Below are 16,302 nucleotides of genomic sequence, written 5' to 3' on the forward strand. Positions count from 1 at the left end.
GAGTCAGCTGAATACATCTGTCTGACACGGCGCATTCGCGAGCAGGCTCGCTCCCACATTGAACATCCGTCATGGCCTCGCTTTGGTGCATGACAAATCCTTCATGCACCAAAACCTTCCAGAATCGCCGCGCCTGTTGAAAGATCAGGCGCGCGCCGACAGCTATTTCCTACAGATCGCCCGATTGGCGCGGCGCTTGCTCTAGCCCAATCAACGTTCATTGCTGGAAGCTTTCCGATGCTGGTGATTCATCGCAGAATCGACCCTCAATCCGCCTGGGCCGCCGAGCTGCACCTGACCTTCGAAGCGCGCAGCAAAAGCCGTTTGCGCTGTTTCAGTGCCGAAGGCGAAGACGTCGGGTTGTTTTTGGAGCGCGGCCAGCCACCGCTGTATGACGGCGAATGTCTGCAGGCCGAAGACGGCCGTGTCGTGCGCGTCTGCGCCCGTCCCGAACAACTGCTCCACGTCACGTGCGCCAATGCGTTCGAACTGACGCGCGCGGCCTATCACCTCGGCAACCGCCACGTCGCCCTGCAAGTCGGCGACGGCTGGCTGCGCCTGCTCGACGATTACGTGCTCAAAGCGATGCTCGAACAGCTCGGCGCACAGGTCGAGGCCATCGAAGCGCCGTTCCAGCCGGAACACGGCGCCTACGGTGGCGGCCATCATCATTCCCGCCACGGTGACGAAGACTTCAACTACGCGCCGAAACTCCATCAGTTCGGCGTGCGCCTGTGAATCCGGCCTGGGCGCTGCTGCGTCTGGCCAGTCCGCAACTGCCGATTGGCGGCTACAGCTATTCCCAGGGTCTGGAAATGGCGGTGGATAACGGCCGGGTCCACAACCCTGACGCCGCCCGCCGCTGGATCAGCGATCAACTGCTGCTCAATCTCGCCCGCTTCGAAGCGCCGCTGCTGTTGGCGCATTGCCAAGCCGCAGCAGATGAAAACTGGGCCGAATTACGACAACTCTGCGAGAGCCACCGCGCCAGTCGCGAAACCCGTGAGTTGCATCTGGAGAGCCGGCAGATGGGTTACTCCTTGCAGCAGTTGTTGAACGGTTTGCCGGAACTCGATGCGCCCGCCCGCGACTTTCTTGACCAGACCACAGAACCGCACCTGGCCTTGTGCTGGGCACTGGCGGCACGCGCCTGGGGCATCAGCCCGCAGGACGCTCTTGCCGCGTGGCTGTGGAGCTGGCTGGAAAACCAGCTCGCCGTGTTGATGAAAACCCTGCCGCTGGGCCAGCAAGCCGCCCAGCGCCTGACCAGCGAACTGCTGCCGCTGCTGCAACAGGCGCAGCACGATGCAACCCGCATAAATCCCGAACACATCGGCAGCGCCGCGTTTGGCCTATCCCTGGCGTGCATGGCCCATGAGCGCCAGTACAGCCGTCTGTTCCGTTCCTAGGGCCCGTCTACTTTGGAGAATCACATGAACACACAACCTCTGCGCGTCGGCATCGGCGGCCCGGTCGGTTCCGGCAAAACTGCGCTGACACTCGCCCTATGCCTGGCCCTGCGCGAGCGCTACAACCTCGCCGTGGTCACCAACGACATCTACACCCGCGAAGACGCCGATTTCCTGGTGCGCAACGAAGCCCTCGCGCCGGAGCGGATCATCGGCGTGGAAACCGGCGGCTGCCCGCACACGGCGATCCGCGAAGACGCCTCGATCAACCTTGAAGCGGTCGACCAACTGAACCGTCGTTTTCCCGGGCTGGATCTGATTCTGGTGGAGTCCGGCGGCGACAACCTCTCGGCGACCTTCAGCCCGGAGCTGTCGGATCTGACCATCTACGTGATCGACGTCTCCGCCGGCGACAAGCTGCCGCGCAAGGGCGGCCCGGGGATCTGCAAGTCCGACCTGCTGGTGATCAACAAGATCGACCTCGCGCCACTGGTGGGCGCCTCGCTGGAAATGATGGACAGCGACACCAAACGCATGCGCAACGGCAAGCCGTTCGTGTTCAGCAACCAGAAAACCGGTCAGGGTCTCGAAGAAATCATCGCTTTCATCGAACGCCAGGGCCTGCTGACCGCCGCCTAATCCACTTATCCACAAGGAAGCTTATCCATGACACTCAAACGCATTTTTGGCGCTCTGGCGTTGCTGCTGACACCGGCACTGGCGTTCGCTCATCCGGGGCATGGCGACAGCGGCCTCGTCGCGGGCATCAGCCACCCGATCGGCGGGCTCGACCACTTGCTGGCAATGCTCGCCGTCGGTTTGTGGGCGGCGCAGCAACAAGGCGCGGCGCGCTGGGCGCTGCCGTGCACTTTTGTCGGCACGATGTTGCTCGGAGGTTTGCTCGGTTTTGAAGGGCTGGAGTTGCCGGCGCTGGAAAGCGGGATTGCTGCTTCGGTATTGGCGCTGGGACTGGCAGTGGCACTGGCGGTACGTCCACCGCTGGTGATGGCGGTGGCAGCGACGGCGCTGTTTGCGCTGTTCCATGGCGTGGCGCATGGGCTGGAGCTGCCGGAAATGAGCAGCCCGTGGGCGTATGCGGCCGGGTTTGTGGCCGCGACGGCGGTGTTGCATGCACTCGGTTATGGCGTGGTGCGATTTCTTCCGCAGGCAGCGGCGCCGCTGGTGCGGTTGGCGGGTGCGGCTTCGGCGGCGACTGGGGTGTGGTTGTTGGCAGGCTGATTGTTTAGCGCCTGCACTGGCCTCTTCGCGAGCAGGCTCGCTCCCACAGGTTTTGTGTTCGCTGCAAATCCACTGTGGGAGTGAGCCTGCTCGCGAAGACGGCCTGACAGACACCGCCTCTCTCAAGCGGTGCTCTCTGCTACCATGTCGCGCAATCGCCCCAGCCCGTGACGCCCGCCCATGCCCCACGCTTCCCGCTCCACCGCCCTGCCCGAATTGACCGCCCTGTTTGGCCAAGTGCAGCAGCACTTCCTCGACGTGATCGTGCCGCTGTGGCAAGGCCCGGGCTGGAATGCCGACATGGCGTTGCCCTATGAGGCGCTGGACGCTACACACCAGCCGTTGCCAGCGCAACGCTATCGGGCGATGGCCTGCGCACGCCAGCTGTATCTGTTCTCCAGCCTGATCGGGGTTGTGGATAACGCCGAAGTCCGCGCCGCCGCGCTGTTCCGTTCCCTGCAACGGCACTTCCACGATGCCGAGCATGGCGGCTGGTTCTACAGCATCGACGCACAGGGCAAGCCGCTGGACCAGCGCAAGGATCTCTACACCCACGCCTTCATCCTGTTCGCCTGCGCGCATTACTGGGACAAGTCCCGGGATTCGCTGGCCGAGTCGACATTGAACGCCGCGCTGGAAATCATCGGCCGCCGATTCGCCACCGGCGACGGTTTGTACGAAGCCTGCCTTGAGCGTGACTGGCTCACCCTGCAAACCGGGCCACTGCAAAATCCGCTGATGCATCTGGCCGAAGCTTTTCTGGCGACCCTCGCCGTGCGTGAAGACCCGCAAACGCAGAAGGCCCTGCTTGAGTTATGCACAGCCATGCACAAGCAATTCGTCGATCCGCAATATGGCGTGTTGATGGAGAAGCCGCTGGGCGCTGTGGATAACTGGTACGAGCCGGGGCACCAGTTCGAATGGTATTTCCTGCTCCAATCGTCGGCGCTGTTGCGCGATTCGAAACTGCACCGGGCGCTGGATCGGGCATTTGCCTTCACCGAGCAGTACGGCGTGCTGGAGTCCTGCGGCGCGGTACGGGCGATGCTCGATCTGGATGGCAATGGACGGCCGAGGGATTCGACCCAGCGCATCTGGGCTCAGGCCGAATACCTGCGTGCGCTGACCTTGCGGGCGGACAGCGAAGCGGTGGTGCTGCGCCAGTTGCAGGCGTTGCAGCAGCGGTTTCTGCATGCCGGCGGCTGGCATGAGTGTCGCGATGAGAATGGAGAGGTCAGCCGCAAGGACATGCCTTCGACTACGCCTTATCATTTGGCGACTTGTTATAGCGGACTGGCTGAATATCTTCGCTGACCCGTGCAAAGCAGGATTTGGGGCTAGAGGGTTACTGTGTTCTCAGCAGACATCCGGATCAGATCAGGCAATCCACTTCTTGTCCCCGGTGAAGCTGATCGTCAGCCACCTCGCCGCATCCGGTTCACCCAACTGCGCCGATATCTGCTCACGTAGCGCATCCAGCTGCGCGACATTGCGCAGCGGATAATCCGCCGGCAACACCACATGAATTTCGATGAACCGCGCCCGACCGTGCTTTTGCACGTAGGACACGTAATCGTCGAAACCATGCTCGACCTTCGCCACCTCCATGACCTGCCTGACCTGCTCATCCAGAGTATCCGGGGCGATTCCCAGCACATCACGCAATGCCGGGCCGAGGATCTTCAACGCCGGGGGCAGCATGGTCAGCGCCAGCACGATCAGGATCAGCGGGTCGACATACACCGCCCACTCGCCATAGCCCTGGGACTTGAGCAGCAGCGCGGCGAGGAAACTGATCAACAACCCCACCGAGAGCATCGCGTCGACCAGCCAACTGATGTTGTCGAACTGGATGAGGCTGGATTTGAGCGTGCGATTGCGCTGACGCACGTAGAAGAAGTAGGCGAACTCGACGACGGTGAATACCGCCGCGTAGACGATCACCAGACCCAACTCGATATCACGGCCACCATTGATGATGCCGAACACACCGTTGAGAAACGCATAGATCGCGATCAACAGCAGGAAGCTGCCCTCGATCAGCAGCACCATCGGCTCCAGATGCCAGAAGCCGAACTGGAAACGCTGATTGCTTTGCTTGGCAATCAGCCGGGCGGTGATCAGCATCAGGATTTTGATGAACGTCGCGATCAGCGAAAAAAAGCCATCGAACAGGATGGATTGCGAACCTGAAACAAAACCGGTGACGATCCCGGCAATCGACACCGCCAGCATCAGCAGCGTCGACTGTTTGAGCAGTGCCTGCTCACCTCGGTTACTCACTTGAACTCCTCATGAAACCTTGAGCGCCGCGGGGTGCGGCCTGATGGTTGAATGAGGAGTTTAGCTTATCGTCCTGTTTTGCCTGTGCCGGCCCTTTCGCGAGCAGGCTCGCTCCCACAGGGAAAAATGCATGTCCAATGTGGGAGCGAGCCTGCTCGCGAATGGCCTCAACGCGGTATCAAGCCTTGTTTCGCTCGATGGCAAACCCGGCCCAGGTCTGGCTCACCGGCATCAGTTCCAGGCTATTGATGTTGATGTGCGCCGGGGTGTTCATCACCCAGAAAATCGTCTCGGCGATGTCCTGCGGCTGGATCGGCTCGGCGCCAGCGTAAGTGGCGTTGTAGCGTTCCTGGTCACCGGCGAAACGCACCAGCGAGAACTCGCTTTCGCACAGGCCGGGTTCGATGTTGCTGACCCGCACGCCAGTGCCCTGCAAATCGCAACGCAGGTTCAGCGAGAACTGTTTGACGAAGGCTTTGCTCGCGCCGTACACGTGGCTGCCCGGGTACGGATAGTTGCCGGCGATGGAACCGAGGTTGACGATACCGGCGCCACGGCCGTGGGCGATCAGCCGAGGCAGCAGCAGGCGGGTGGCGTACATCAGGCCTTTGACGTTGGTGTCGACCATGGTGTCCCAGTCATCCAGATCGCACTTCGGCGCCGGGTCGACGCCGAGCGCCAGGCCAGCGTTGTTGATCAGGCCACGGAGTTTGGCGAACGACGGCGGCAGGTTGGCGATTGCCTCCTCCATCGCCTTGCGATCACGCACATCGAGGACCAGACCATGCACTTCGGTCTGCTTCGACAGTTCGGCGCATAGGGCATTGAGGCGTTCTTCACGACGGCCGGTCAGGACCAGCTTCCAGCCAGCCTCGGCAAAACGCCGGGCACAGGCTTCACCAAAACCGGACGTCGCGCCGGTGATAAACAGGGTGTCGGACATCGTGTTCTCCTTGCTTCGGCCGCCACGGCAGCCCTTGGAATAGAAAATCAGCAGGCAGCATGCCCGGCCTCGCGGATACGGGCAACACTTGCCAGCTGCACAAAAAACAACCAGACCTGCCAAGACCATAGCCAGCGTGGCCTGTAGCCATGTGCACGCATGTTATCCACAGTCTGCTCCACAGTTTCCGGGGGCAAGTGCAAACGCGCAAAGCCACGCCACACAAGGCTTTGCGGGCGAAATGGAAAGTTTTTTGCTTGACCGTGAGGCGGGGGATGTGCGGCATAGGGCATTTTGCACGACGGACGGTGCAACCGGGTGATTGCGCGAGGCCAGCAATTACGGCGCTCCGCGAGGTCTTTCCAGAGTTTAGTCACAGACTTATCCACAGGCTTTTACACACGACAGTACCCGACCCGGATGCACTATAAAAAGGTTGACAATGGCGCCTCACGCCTGCTTGAAACTGACTGATCAAAAAACAACCACAAGCCTGGAGGCCACGGATTACAAGGCCTTCAACCATATACACCCACGTTATTCACAGCCAGCTCCACAGCAACCGGGGACAAGTCAAAACTGTGGAAAAACAGCCATTTGCAGCGTCTATATGTCGCGCTTTGGCAGCTTGGGGAATTTGTTTTCCACAATTTTGGGAATTAGCCAATTTACCTGTGGTGGATTCCAAAAAATAAAAAAGCCCCGGGACTCTCGTCGCCGGGGCGGTGTACAACCGCGAGAAGAATCAGTGCCCGCCCAGATAGGCGTTACGCACCTCCTCATTCACCAACAACTCTTTACCGGTGCCGGTCAGACGGATTTCGCCGTTGACCATCACATACGCCCGGTCCGACAGCTTCAGCGCATGGTTGGCGTTCTGCTCGACGAGGAAAATCGTCATCCCGGTTTTTGCCAACTCACGCAGCGTGGCGAAGATCTGCTTTACCACGATCGGTGCCAGACCCAGGCTCGGTTCATCGAGCAGCAACAGCTTCGGCCGGCTCATCAGCGCTCGGGCGATGGCGAGCATCTGCTGTTCACCGCCAGACATGGTCATCGCCCGCTGATTGCGCCGCTCTTCAAGCCGTGGAAACAGCTCGAACATGCGCTGCATGTCCTCTTTGGCGTACTTGTCGCCAATCGGGATGGTGCCCATCAGCAGGTTTTCCTCGACGGTCATGTCGGGGAAAACCCGCCGCCCTTCCGGTGACTGCGCGATGCCGTTGGAGGCGATGTAGTGCGAGGACTTCTGCGTGATGTCGACGCCCTGATAGAGAATCTGCCCGCCCGCCGCCCGTGGCTGGCCGAAGATCGACATCAGCAGGGTCGACTTGCCGGCACCGTTGGAGCCGATCAGGCTGACGGTCTCGCCTTCGTTGATTTGCAGTGAAACGCCTTTGAGCGCCTGGATCGGGCCGTAGAACACATCCAGATTACGCAGTTCGAGGATCGGTTGACTCATACCAGCTCCTCTTCGTCGGCGCCCAGATAGGCCGCGATCACTTTCGGATCGTTGCGGATCGCTTCCGGCCCGCCTTCGGCGATGACGATGCCGTGGTCGAGAACCACGATGTGATCGGAAATGCTCATGACCATGCCCATGTCGTGTTCGATCAGCACCACGGTCAGATCGTGCTCGTCGCGCAGCAGCCGGATCATCGCGCTGAGCGCTTCGGTTTCCTGAGGATTGAGGCCGGCGGCCGGTTCGTCGAGGCAGATGATCTGCGGCCGCGTGCACATGGCCCGGGCAATTTCCAGACGGCGTTGTTGGCCGTACGAGAGTTCACCGGCGAGACGGTTGGCGCAGTCGACCAGATCGACCACTTCGAGCCAGTAGAACGCGACATCCAACGCATCGCTCTCGGCCTTGCGATAGCCCTTGGTGTTGAGAATACCGGCGAGCATGTTGCGGTTGACCCACATGTGCTGCGCCACCAGCAGGTTTTCCAGCACCGACATTTCCTTGAACAGGCGAATGTTCTGGAACGTACGGGCGAGACCGGCACGGTTCACCAGGTGAGTACCGCCGAACATTTTGTAGTACATGCGGCTGAGGAAGGATTTCGGCGAAACGAAATCGGTCGGTTTGAACGACTCGCCCAGCAACTGGATGACGTTGGTCTGCTGGCCGCGCACATTGAGTTCGATCTTGCCGCCCGTGGCCTTGTAGAAACCGGTCAGGCAGTTGAACACCGTGGTCTTGCCGGCACCATTGGGTCCGATCAGGGCGAAGATCGAATTGCGTTTGACCTTCAGGCTGACATCGCTCAACGCCTTGATGCCACCGAAATGCATCATCAGTTTTTCAACAGAGAGTACGACTTCACTCATGGCGCAGTCCTCTCGTAGTGAATGGCACCTTTGCGTGGTTTGACCCCGGTGCGGCTGATGCGGATCAGCCCGCGTGGTCGCCAGATCATCATCAACACCATCAGGATGCCGAACAGCAGCACGCGGTATTCAGCGAAGCCGCGCAGCAGTTCCGGAGCGACGGTGAGCACAAACGCGGCGATGACTACGCCAATGGTCGAGCCCATGCCGCCGAGCACGACGATGGCGAGGATCAGCGCCGATTCGAAGAAGGTAAACGAGGTCGGGTTGACGAAGCCTTGATAGGTGGCGAAGAACACCCCGGCCAGACCCGCCGTCGACGCACCGATGGTGAACGCCGAGAGCTTGACCAGCACATGGTTGAGACCCATCGAGCGGCAGGCGATTTCATCTTCACGCAGCGCTTCCCACGCGCGACCGACCGGCATCTTCACCAGCCGATGCTTGACGTACAGCACCGCCAGCACCACCAGGAACAGCACTGCGTAGATGAAGTAATACTTCACGTCGGGGTTGTAGGTCAGACCGAAGAACTCATGAAACGGCACCCCGCCATCCTTCGCCCGCTTGCCGAACTCCAGACCGAAGAACGTCGGCAGTGGCGCCGGCATGCCGTTCGGGCCGCCAGTCAGCGACAGCCAGTTGTTCAGCACCAGACGAATGATTTCACCAAAACCCAGGGTCACGATCGCCAGATAGTCACCGTGCAGACGCAACACCGGGAAACCGAGAATGCAGCCAGCCAGGCCTGCGGTGATTGCCGCCAGCGGCAGCACCGTCCAGAAACCCAGACCCAGATATTGATAACCCAAAGCCAGACCGTAGGCACCGATGGCGTAGAACGCCACGTAACCAAGATCGAGCAGCCCGGCCAGACCGACCACAATGTTCAGCCCCAGCCCCAGCAACACGTAGATCAAACCGAGGATGACCACGCCGAGCAAATAGGAGTTGGAAACAAACGGCACGATGATCGCCAGCACAATGATCAGCGGGATGATCCAGCGCAGCCGCGATTTGTAGTCCGCCGGCAGCACGTGCACACCGGAACCGCTGCTCTCGAACCCGTCGAGGATCTTCAGGCCCTTGGGCGTTTGCAGGAACAGGCTGAGGGCAAAGCGACCGGCCATGACGATGGCAATGATCCACGCCACGCGGGTCGCTTCGAGGTTGAAGCTGTAGCCGTCGAGGACCACGCCGACAATCGGCCCGAACACGATCAGCGCAATCAGGCCGGCAAGAATCGCCTCGACCAGACTTTTTTTGATATCGATGGATTTTTCAGTGGTTGCAGACATCGCTTACACCTTCGACACAAGAGGACGGCCCAACAGGCCCTGCGGCCGGAAGACCAGTACGAGGACGAGCAGCGAGAAACTGAACACGTCTTTGTAGTCGGAGTTGACCAGACCGGAGAACAGCGACTCGGAGATGCCGAGGATGATCCCGCCGAGCATCGCGCCGGGCAGTGAACCGATGCCGCCAAGCACCGCTGCGGTGAACGCCTTGATGCCGATGATGAAGCCGGCATAGAAGTCGAACGTGCCGTAGTTCATGGTGATCAGCACACCGGCCAGTGCCGCCATGGCTGCACCGATGATGAACACATAGGAAATCACCCGGTCGGTGTTGATCCCCAGGATCGAGGCCATCTTGCGGTCTTGCTGGGTCGCGCGGCACATGCGGCCGAGCTTGGTGTATTTGATGACGTAGGTCAGCAGCCCCATGCCGACGAACGCGGCGATCAGGATGAAGACTTTGGTGTAGGTCAGTTGTACGAAGCCGGTACCGACTTCAACACGCCAGGCACCGGTCAGCAGCGTAGGCACGCCCTGTTGTTTGGCGCCCTGAGCGATCTGCGCATAGTTCTGCAGAATCAGCGAAATACCGATAGCGCTGATCAGCGGCGCCAGGCGGGTCGAGTTACGCAGGGGTTTGTAGGCAACACGCTCGATGACCCAGCCATACACCGCCGTGACGACGATGGTGAAGATCAGCGTGCCGAGCATCAGCAGCGGGAAGGATTCGATACCGAAGTAAGCCAGCAGAGCCAGACTGATTGCCGCCAGGTAAGCGGAAATCATGTAAACCTCGCCGTGGGCGAAGTTGATCATGCCGATGATGCCGTAGACCATTGTGTAGCCGATGGCGATCAGGCCATAGACCGACCCGAGGGTCAGGCCATTGACCAGTTGCTGCAGGAAAATACCATCCATAACGCAATCTCACGCAGTGAGAACCTGCGCGCCAAGGGCGCGCGGTTCTTCTAGGAAAAATACAGATGTACGTCGGAGCAATGTCGGAGCGTGATCAGCCCTGACCACACGGAACCCCTTTGTGGGAGCGAGCCTGCTCGCGAAAGCGGTTGAACATTCAACGCAGAGGTTGTTTGTCAGTGCGTCTTCGCGAGCAGGCTCGCTCCCACAGGGGCTCGGTAGTGATCAGATGATCGCTTCAGCCCTTACTTCTGCTTTTCCAGCTGGTGGTATTTGCCGTCCTTGTCCCACTGGTAAACCACGTAGTCGGAGACTTTCAGGTCGCCTTTGGCGTCCCAGGTCTTCTCGCCCATCACGGTTTTCACCGGGTTGGCCTTCAGCCACTTGGCAGCGGCTTCGCCGTCGTTTTTCTTCGCGCCATTGAACGCTGCCGCCAAGGTCTGAACCGAGGCGTAGGCGTACAGGGTGTAGCCTTCAGGCTCAGTGCCGGCCTTGCGGAACGCGTCCACTACGGTCTTGCTTTCAGGCAAAAGGCGCGGGTCGGCGCCGAAGGTCATCAGCACGCCGTCGGTGAATTGCGGGCCGCCAGCGGTGGTCACCAGCTCGTCGGTCACGATGCCGTCATCGGACATGAACTTGACGTCTTTCAGGCCTTGCTCACGCAGCTGGCGAACCAGTGGACCGGCTTCCGGATGCAGGCCGCCGAAGTAGACGACATCGGCGCCGGCGCCACGGATCTTGGTGACGATGGTGCTGAAGTCTTTCTCGCCACGGGTCAGGCCTTCGTACAGCACAGGCTTGACGCCGCGTTTTTCCAGCTGAGCCTTGGTGGCGTCCGCCAGGCCTTGGCCGTAGGTGTCCTTGTCGTGCAGCACGACGACTTTCTTGCCCTTGAGCATGTCGACGATGTAGTCGCCGGCAACGATGCCTTGCTGGTCGTCACGTCCGCACATACGGAACATCGCGCTCAGGCCGCGTTCGGTCACTTGCGGGTTGGTCGAGCCCGGGGTGATCGCGATGATCCCGGCTTCGTCGTAGATTTCCGACGCTGGAATGGTCGACGAGGAGCAGAAGTGCCCGACCACGCCGGCGACTTTCTGGTTGGTGAGGTCCTTGGCGACCGTCACTGCCTGCTTCGGTTCGCAGGCGTCGTCGCCTTTGACCAGAACGATTTTTTCCCCGTTGACGCCACCCGCCGCGTTGACCGCATCGGCCGCCGCCTGTGCACCCTTCATGTACTGCTCGCCGAATGCCGCGTTGGCACCGGTCATGGGACCCGCTACACCGATCTTGATATCAGCTTGAGCAAACGCAGAAACACCCAGCGCAGTAGCGACTGCGAGGGCCAGAAAGCCTTTCTTGTAAAACGTCTGGGACATGAGGTGGTGCTCCAAGGTTTTTTTTAGTTGGCACTGCGACTTCACTTCACTCAAAGCTCAGAGCAAGGCCCGTGCCATCGGTTTTTTATTCTTCAAAAAGTCGCTGCGTTGTTGTTATTTCGACTGTTTCGGTCCCATTTTCATTGGGCGTGCAACCGTCTAAACCGCGGAAGGTGAAACCATTTGTTTTTTCAGGCGCAACCCGCACGCGCCATCATTGCAACCGCAGCGGCAAACGACGTGCAACCAGCCTGTAACAGCCCGCGTCACCGAACTGCACACTGCTGGTGCGGGACTGCTACAACCCGCACCATTACAGGCTAGTCGCTGGATGCAAAAGCGCCGCTTGCGGCAACAAATTTCAACACTCAAATGACGATGCGCAGGCACTGGCCCGCGTGATACAGGGAAAACCCGGCTTCGTACAGGCAACTGCGCAAGCCCACACCGGCCAAGGGCTGCATCGGTGCGAAAGGAATCGGCAGTGCCTGCGGATCGCCGTTGCACAGGTAATCGGCGAAGGCTTTGCCGACGACCGTACCGGTGGTGACGCCGCGACCGTTATAACCGGTGACGGCCACCAGTCCCGGCGCCGGTTCGAACAGGCGCATCAGGTGATCAGGAGTAAACGCAATGCGCCCGGTCCAGGTGCATTCCCACTCGACCGGCTTCAGATTGGGGAAGTAATGCTGCTGTACCCGATCAGCCCAGGCCTTGAGAAACCAGGTCGGTTTCTGGTTGCCATTGCCGAGGCTGCCGAGCAACAGGCGCCCGTCCTTGTCACGGCGGATGCTGCTCAACACCTGACGGGTGTCCCACGAGCCCTGCCCGCCCGGGAGAATTTCCTGCGCGGCGTCTTCGCTGAGCGGCACCGAGGCGACCTGATAGTAATAACCGGGAAAGAAATTGCGCTTGAGTTCGGTCCAGTCGCCTTCGGTGTAGGCGTTGGAGGCGATGACCACTTGTTCGGCGAGCACCGAACCCTGGGCGGTCTGTACCGACCAGTTCTGCCCGATGCGCTCGAGGCGAGCCACTGGCGAATGATCGAACATCTGCCCGCCGAGCCCGCGCACGGCATTGGCCAGCCCGGTGACATAGGCCATCGGATTGAGCGTGCCGGCGCGGCGGTCCAGCAACGCGGCGGCAATTTTCTGCGTGCCGGTGGCTTGCTCGCAGGCCTTGCCGGTGAGCAGTTCGACCGGGGCGCCACGGCGTTTCCATTGCTGCTCGCGACTGCGCAAATCCGCCTCGCCCTTGGCGTTGTGCGCCATGTGCAAGGTGCCCTCGCGGCGCAACTGGCAATCGATGGCGTATTTATCCACAAGGCTGAACACCAGCGCCGGCGCCGCACCGAGCATGCGGTTGAGCTGACTGCCGACCGCCTCGCCGAACCCGGCTTCGATCTCGTCCGGAGGAATCCACATGCCGGCGTTGACCAGCCCGACATTGCGCCCGGAGCCACCGTGCCCTGCGCGATGCGCTTCCAGCACGCAGACGCTTTTGCCTTTTTCCAACAGATGCAGCGCCGCTGACAACCCGGTGAACCCGGCGCCGATCACACAGACATCGACCTTGACCTCGCCACTGAGCGCGGCGTTATCCGGGCGTTGTGGCGTGAGCGTTTCCCACAGACATTCTTCGCGTAACGGCATTGCCAGACTCCAACAGAAACCCAACAAACACACAAACCTGAGTGAGCCCCCTGTGGCGAGGGGATTTAGCGAAACGTCGCACCGCCCCGCTGGGTCGCGGAGCGGCCCCAAAATTTCAAAAGCGGCGACTGCTTCGCAGCCGAACGGGGATAAATCCCCTCGCCACAGTGCTCACTCCTACAGAGGATCTCCACCTTTCAGTCGAATGTAATGCCCTGCGCCAACGGCAATTCCAGCGAGTAGTTGACGGTGTTGGTCTGCCGGCGCATGTACGCGCGCCAGGCATCGGAGCCGGATTCACGGCCGCCGCCGGTCTCTTTCTCGCCACCAAAGGCGCCGCCGATTTCCGCACCGCTCGGGCCGATGTTGACGTTGGCGATGCCGCAGTCGCTGCCGACCGCCGACATGAACCGCTCGGCCTCACGCACGTCGGTGGTGAAGATGCACGATGACAGGCCTTGCGGCACTGCGTTGTTCAGGCGCAGCGCTTCCTCGAAATCGCTGTAGCCGACCACGTAGAGAATCGGCGCGAAGGTTTCGCTGCAGACCACGTCGCTCTGCTCGGGCATTTCCACGATGGCCGGCGATACGTAGTAGGCGTTGGGGAATTGCTCTTCCAGTTGGCGCTTGCCGCCGAATACCCGGCCGCCCTCGCTCAGCGCCTGTTCCAGCGCATCCTGCATGTTTTCGAAGCTGTGCCTGTCGATCAGCGGGCCGACCAGATTGCCTTGCAGCGGATGGCCGATGCGTACTTTCGAATAGGCAGCCTTGAGGCGAGTGACGATTTCTTCCTTGACCGACTCATGGGCAATCAGACGGCGCAAGGTGGTGCAGCGTTGCCCGGCGGTGCCGACGGCGCTGAACAGAATCGCGCGCACCGCCATGTCCAGATCGGCGCTCGGGCCGAGGATCATCGCGTTGTTGCCGCCCAGCTCAAGGATGCTGCGGGCAAAACGCGCGGCGACTTTCGGCGCCACTTCGCGGCCCATGCGCGTGCTGCCGGTGGCGCTGATCAGCGCAACACGCGGATCATCGACCAGCGCTTCGCCGGCATCGCGACCGCCGATCACAACCTGGCACAGGCTTGCCGGGGCATCACTGAAATTCTTCACTACGCGATCAAACAGCGCCTGACAGGCCAGCGCGGTCAGCGGGGTTTTCTCTGATGGCTTCCACACCACCGGGTTGCCGCAGACCAGGGCCAGGGTGGTGTTCCACGCCCACACTGCGACCGGGAAGTTGAACGCGCTGATGACGCCGACCACGCCGAGCGGATGCCAGGTTTCACGCATATGGTGGCCCGGGCGCTCGGAGGCGATGGTCAGACCGTACAACTGGCGCGACAGGCCGACGGCGAAGTCGCAGATGTCGATCATCTCCTGCACTTCACCCAGACCTTCCTGAGTGATCTTGCCGGCCTCCCACGACACCAGCTCGCCGAGGTCGGCCTTGTACTCGCGCAACACTTCGCCGAACTGGCGCACCAGCTCACCGCGACGCGGCGCCGGCACCTTGCGCCAGTGCTCGAATGCATGATCTGCGCGACTGATGTGTTGCTCGACTTCGGCAGCGCCTTCCCAGTTCACCGAGGCAATTTCGCTGCCGTCGATGGGCGAATGCACCGGCACTTTGCCGTTCTGGTACAGGGCCGGGTTGACTCCCAGACGATCAAGCAATGCAGCTACCATCGGTCTCTCCTCAAGCAAAAACAGAATGTGTGCGGCCATCTTTCGCATGGCCGGGCAGGTCTTTAGTTGTAGCCTCACTGCGGCGATGCAACAAACGACCTTTACGCCAGATATCATTCCGTTTATTCATGCTGCCTGGCGAAAGACAAGAAAAAGGACTGGCCATGCTGAACAAACGCCACTTGCCCTCGATCACCGCGCTGCAATGCTTCGAGGCCGTGACCCGGCACCTGAGTTTTACCCGCGCCGCCGAAGAGCTGAACCTGACCCAGAGTGCGGTGAGCAAACAGGTCGCACAGCTTGAAGAACTGTTGCAGCACTTGCTGTTCCGCCGCGTGCGTCGGCGCTTGCAGATGACGCCGGCCGGGGATTTGTATCTGGTCGAGGTCAGAAAAATCCTCAGCCAAGTGGAGATGTCGACCCATTACCTGCGTTCCTACGGCGGCGAGACCGAAGTCCTGCGCGTTTCCACCCCTTCGACCTTCGGCGCCCGTTGGCTGGTGCCGCGCCTGAAAGGCTGGCGCCTGCGCCATCCGTCGATTCATCTGGATCTGTGCAACGAACAGGAAGCCGATGATCTGTTGCAGGGGCGCAGCGATCTGGCCTTCTATTTCGGCCAGGCTTCGCGTCCGGGCACCGAATGCCTGAAGTTGTTCGGCGAACAACTGGTACCGGTCTGCGCCCCGGGCAGCCTGCCGGACGCGCCATTCACTGACCCGACGCAACTCACTGATCTGGTGCTACTGCAAAATGCCTCGCGACCGCAGGCCTGGCACGACTGGTTCGACAGTCAGGGCTACCACACCGAACACAGCTACCACGGGCCGCGTTTCGAAACCTTTTACATGTGCATCCGCGCCGCCCAGGTCGGTTGTGGCGTGGCGCTGCTGCCACGGTTTCTGGTGGAAGAGGAATTGGCCGAAGGCAAACTGGTCATACCCTGGCAGCATGCGATGCCCAGCAGCGATGCCTATTACCTGGCCTACCCGGAGCACGCGGCGGAAGTGCCGAAGGTGCGGGATTTTGTGAAATGGATGCTGGAGCAGATCGACAGCCCGGCTTGAAATCCACCTAGCCCTTTTTGGCCCCTTTGTGGGAGCGAGCTTGCTCGCGAAAGCGTTAGGTCAGCCACATCATCTTTATCTGACACACCGCTTTCGCG

At 60.7% G+C, this 16,302-nt stretch carries 15 protein-coding genes; 6 read left to right on the top strand and 9 right to left on the bottom strand.

The window, feature by feature from the left end; all coding sequences use genetic code 11:
• The first annotated feature begins 237 nt into the window (after positions 1-237).
• From ureE to QMX86_RS23250, 5 genes are all read left to right on the top strand, one after another.
• The gene (gene ureE / locus QMX86_RS23230; protein WP_282387820.1) at positions 238-738 is read left to right on the top strand and encodes an urease accessory protein UreE; all 501 of its coding nucleotides are present in this window, start codon (positions 238-240) and stop codon (positions 736-738) included.
• Positions 735-1,409 (top strand): urease accessory protein UreF, encoded by a 675-nt coding sequence (locus QMX86_RS23235; RefSeq protein WP_071174255.1) that lies wholly within the window; start codon positions 735-737, stop codon positions 1,407-1,409. Before ureE ends, QMX86_RS23235 begins: the two co-directional genes overlap by 4 nt.
• A 24-nt stretch (positions 1,410-1,433) precedes the next feature.
• Positions 1,434-2,048, top strand: a complete 615-nt coding sequence (ureG, locus tag QMX86_RS23240; RefSeq protein ID WP_071174254.1) for an urease accessory protein UreG — start codon at positions 1,434-1,436, stop codon at positions 2,046-2,048.
• A 27-nt stretch (positions 2,049-2,075) separates the two neighbouring features.
• On the top strand, positions 2,076-2,648 hold the full coding sequence (locus QMX86_RS23245; protein WP_073471720.1) for a HupE/UreJ family protein: 573 nt from the start codon (positions 2,076-2,078) through the stop codon (positions 2,646-2,648).
• Between the two features lie 180 nt (positions 2,649-2,828).
• Positions 2,829-3,962 carry an AGE family epimerase/isomerase gene (locus tag QMX86_RS23250; RefSeq protein WP_151551677.1) on the top strand — a complete coding sequence of 378 codons (1,134 nt, stop codon included), beginning with the start codon at positions 2,829-2,831 and terminating at the stop codon, positions 3,960-3,962.
• Between the two features lie 63 nt (positions 3,963-4,025).
• Here the strand turns inward: QMX86_RS23250 and QMX86_RS23255 are convergent, their stop codons facing one another.
• From QMX86_RS23255 to QMX86_RS23295, 9 genes are all read right to left on the bottom strand, one after another.
• Positions 4,026-4,931: a cation diffusion facilitator family transporter gene (locus QMX86_RS23255; RefSeq protein WP_073471716.1), complete on the bottom strand. Its 906-nt coding sequence runs from the start codon at positions 4,929-4,931 to the stop codon at positions 4,026-4,028.
• 178 nt (positions 4,932-5,109) lie between these two features.
• On the bottom strand, positions 5,110-5,874 hold the full coding sequence (locus QMX86_RS23260) for an SDR family oxidoreductase (protein ID WP_016771914.1): 765 nt from the start codon (positions 5,872-5,874) through the stop codon (positions 5,110-5,112).
• A 745-nt stretch (positions 5,875-6,619) separates the two neighbouring features.
• Positions 6,620-7,336 carry an ABC transporter ATP-binding protein gene (locus QMX86_RS23265; RefSeq protein ID WP_016771915.1) on the bottom strand — a complete coding sequence of 239 codons (717 nt, stop codon included), beginning with the start codon at positions 7,334-7,336 and terminating at the stop codon, positions 6,620-6,622.
• Entirely contained in the window at positions 7,333-8,205 is an 873-nt protein-coding gene (locus QMX86_RS23270) for an ATP-binding cassette domain-containing protein (RefSeq protein WP_016771916.1), read from the bottom strand. The genes QMX86_RS23265 and QMX86_RS23270 overlap by 4 nt, the downstream gene beginning before the upstream one ends.
• Positions 8,202-9,503 (bottom strand): high-affinity branched-chain amino acid ABC transporter permease LivM, encoded by a 1,302-nt coding sequence (livM, locus tag QMX86_RS23275; protein WP_016771917.1) that lies wholly within the window; start codon positions 9,501-9,503, stop codon positions 8,202-8,204. Before livM ends, QMX86_RS23270 begins: the two co-directional genes overlap by 4 nt.
• A 3-nt stretch (positions 9,504-9,506) precedes the next feature.
• Positions 9,507-10,421, bottom strand: a complete 915-nt coding sequence (locus QMX86_RS23280; RefSeq protein WP_016771918.1) for a branched-chain amino acid ABC transporter permease — start codon at positions 10,419-10,421, stop codon at positions 9,507-9,509.
• Between the two features lie 245 nt (positions 10,422-10,666).
• Positions 10,667-11,800: an ABC transporter substrate-binding protein gene (locus QMX86_RS23285; RefSeq protein WP_041480713.1), complete on the bottom strand. Its 1,134-nt coding sequence runs from the start codon at positions 11,798-11,800 to the stop codon at positions 10,667-10,669.
• 368 nt (positions 11,801-12,168) lie between these two features.
• Positions 12,169-13,452 (bottom strand): FAD-binding oxidoreductase, encoded by a 1,284-nt coding sequence (locus QMX86_RS23290; protein ID WP_073471713.1) that lies wholly within the window; start codon positions 13,450-13,452, stop codon positions 12,169-12,171.
• Between the two features lie 197 nt (positions 13,453-13,649).
• The gene (locus QMX86_RS23295; RefSeq protein WP_122610372.1) at positions 13,650-15,140 is read right to left on the bottom strand and encodes an aldehyde dehydrogenase family protein; all 1,491 of its coding nucleotides are present in this window, start codon (positions 15,138-15,140) and stop codon (positions 13,650-13,652) included.
• A gap of 164 nt (positions 15,141-15,304) precedes the next feature.
• On the opposite strand from QMX86_RS23295, the gene QMX86_RS23300 reads away from it, so the two are divergent.
• On the top strand, positions 15,305-16,204 hold the full coding sequence (locus QMX86_RS23300; RefSeq protein WP_282387384.1) for a LysR substrate-binding domain-containing protein: 900 nt from the start codon (positions 15,305-15,307) through the stop codon (positions 16,202-16,204).
• The last annotated feature ends 98 nt before the right edge of the window (positions 16,205-16,302 follow it).

Origin of the sequence: Pseudomonas sp. PS01270, assembly GCF_029959775.1 — a bacterium.
In the GTDB taxonomy this organism is placed as follows: Bacteria; Pseudomonadota; Gammaproteobacteria; order Pseudomonadales; family Pseudomonadaceae; genus Aquipseudomonas; species Aquipseudomonas atacamensis.

What these genes read in the sequence shown, in the direction of transcription:
- ureE (WP_282387820.1), top strand. Translation starts at nt 238, where the DNA reads ATGCTGGTGATTCATCGCAGAATCGACCCTCAATCCGCCTGGGCCGCC.
- ureG (WP_071174254.1), top strand. Translation starts at nt 1,434, where the DNA reads ATGAACACACAACCTCTGCGCGTCGGCATCGGCGGCCCGGTCGGTTCC.
- QMX86_RS23245 (WP_073471720.1), top strand. Translation starts at nt 2,076, where the DNA reads ATGACACTCAAACGCATTTTTGGCGCTCTGGCGTTGCTGCTGACACCG.
- QMX86_RS23250 (WP_151551677.1), top strand. Translation starts at nt 2,829, where the DNA reads ATGCCCCACGCTTCCCGCTCCACCGCCCTGCCCGAATTGACCGCCCTG.
- QMX86_RS23260 (WP_016771914.1), bottom strand. Translation starts at nt 5,874, where the DNA reads ATGTCCGACACCCTGTTTATCACCGGCGCGACGTCCGGTTTTGGTGAA.
- QMX86_RS23265 (WP_016771915.1), bottom strand. Translation starts at nt 7,336, where the DNA reads ATGAGTCAACCGATCCTCGAACTGCGTAATCTGGATGTGTTCTACGGC.
- QMX86_RS23270 (WP_016771916.1), bottom strand. Translation starts at nt 8,205, where the DNA reads ATGAGTGAAGTCGTACTCTCTGTTGAAAAACTGATGATGCATTTCGGT.
- livM (WP_016771917.1), bottom strand. Translation starts at nt 9,503, where the DNA reads ATGTCTGCAACCACTGAAAAATCCATCGATATCAAAAAAAGTCTGGTC.
- QMX86_RS23280 (WP_016771918.1), bottom strand. Translation starts at nt 10,421, where the DNA reads ATGGATGGTATTTTCCTGCAGCAACTGGTCAATGGCCTGACCCTCGGG.
- QMX86_RS23285 (WP_041480713.1), bottom strand. Translation starts at nt 11,800, where the DNA reads ATGTCCCAGACGTTTTACAAGAAAGGCTTTCTGGCCCTCGCAGTCGCT.
- QMX86_RS23290 (WP_073471713.1), bottom strand. Translation starts at nt 13,452, where the DNA reads ATGCCGTTACGCGAAGAATGTCTGTGGGAAACGCTCACGCCACAACGC.
- QMX86_RS23295 (WP_122610372.1), bottom strand. Translation starts at nt 15,140, where the DNA reads ATGGTAGCTGCATTGCTTGATCGTCTGGGAGTCAACCCGGCCCTGTAC.
- QMX86_RS23300 (WP_282387384.1), top strand. Translation starts at nt 15,305, where the DNA reads ATGCTGAACAAACGCCACTTGCCCTCGATCACCGCGCTGCAATGCTTC.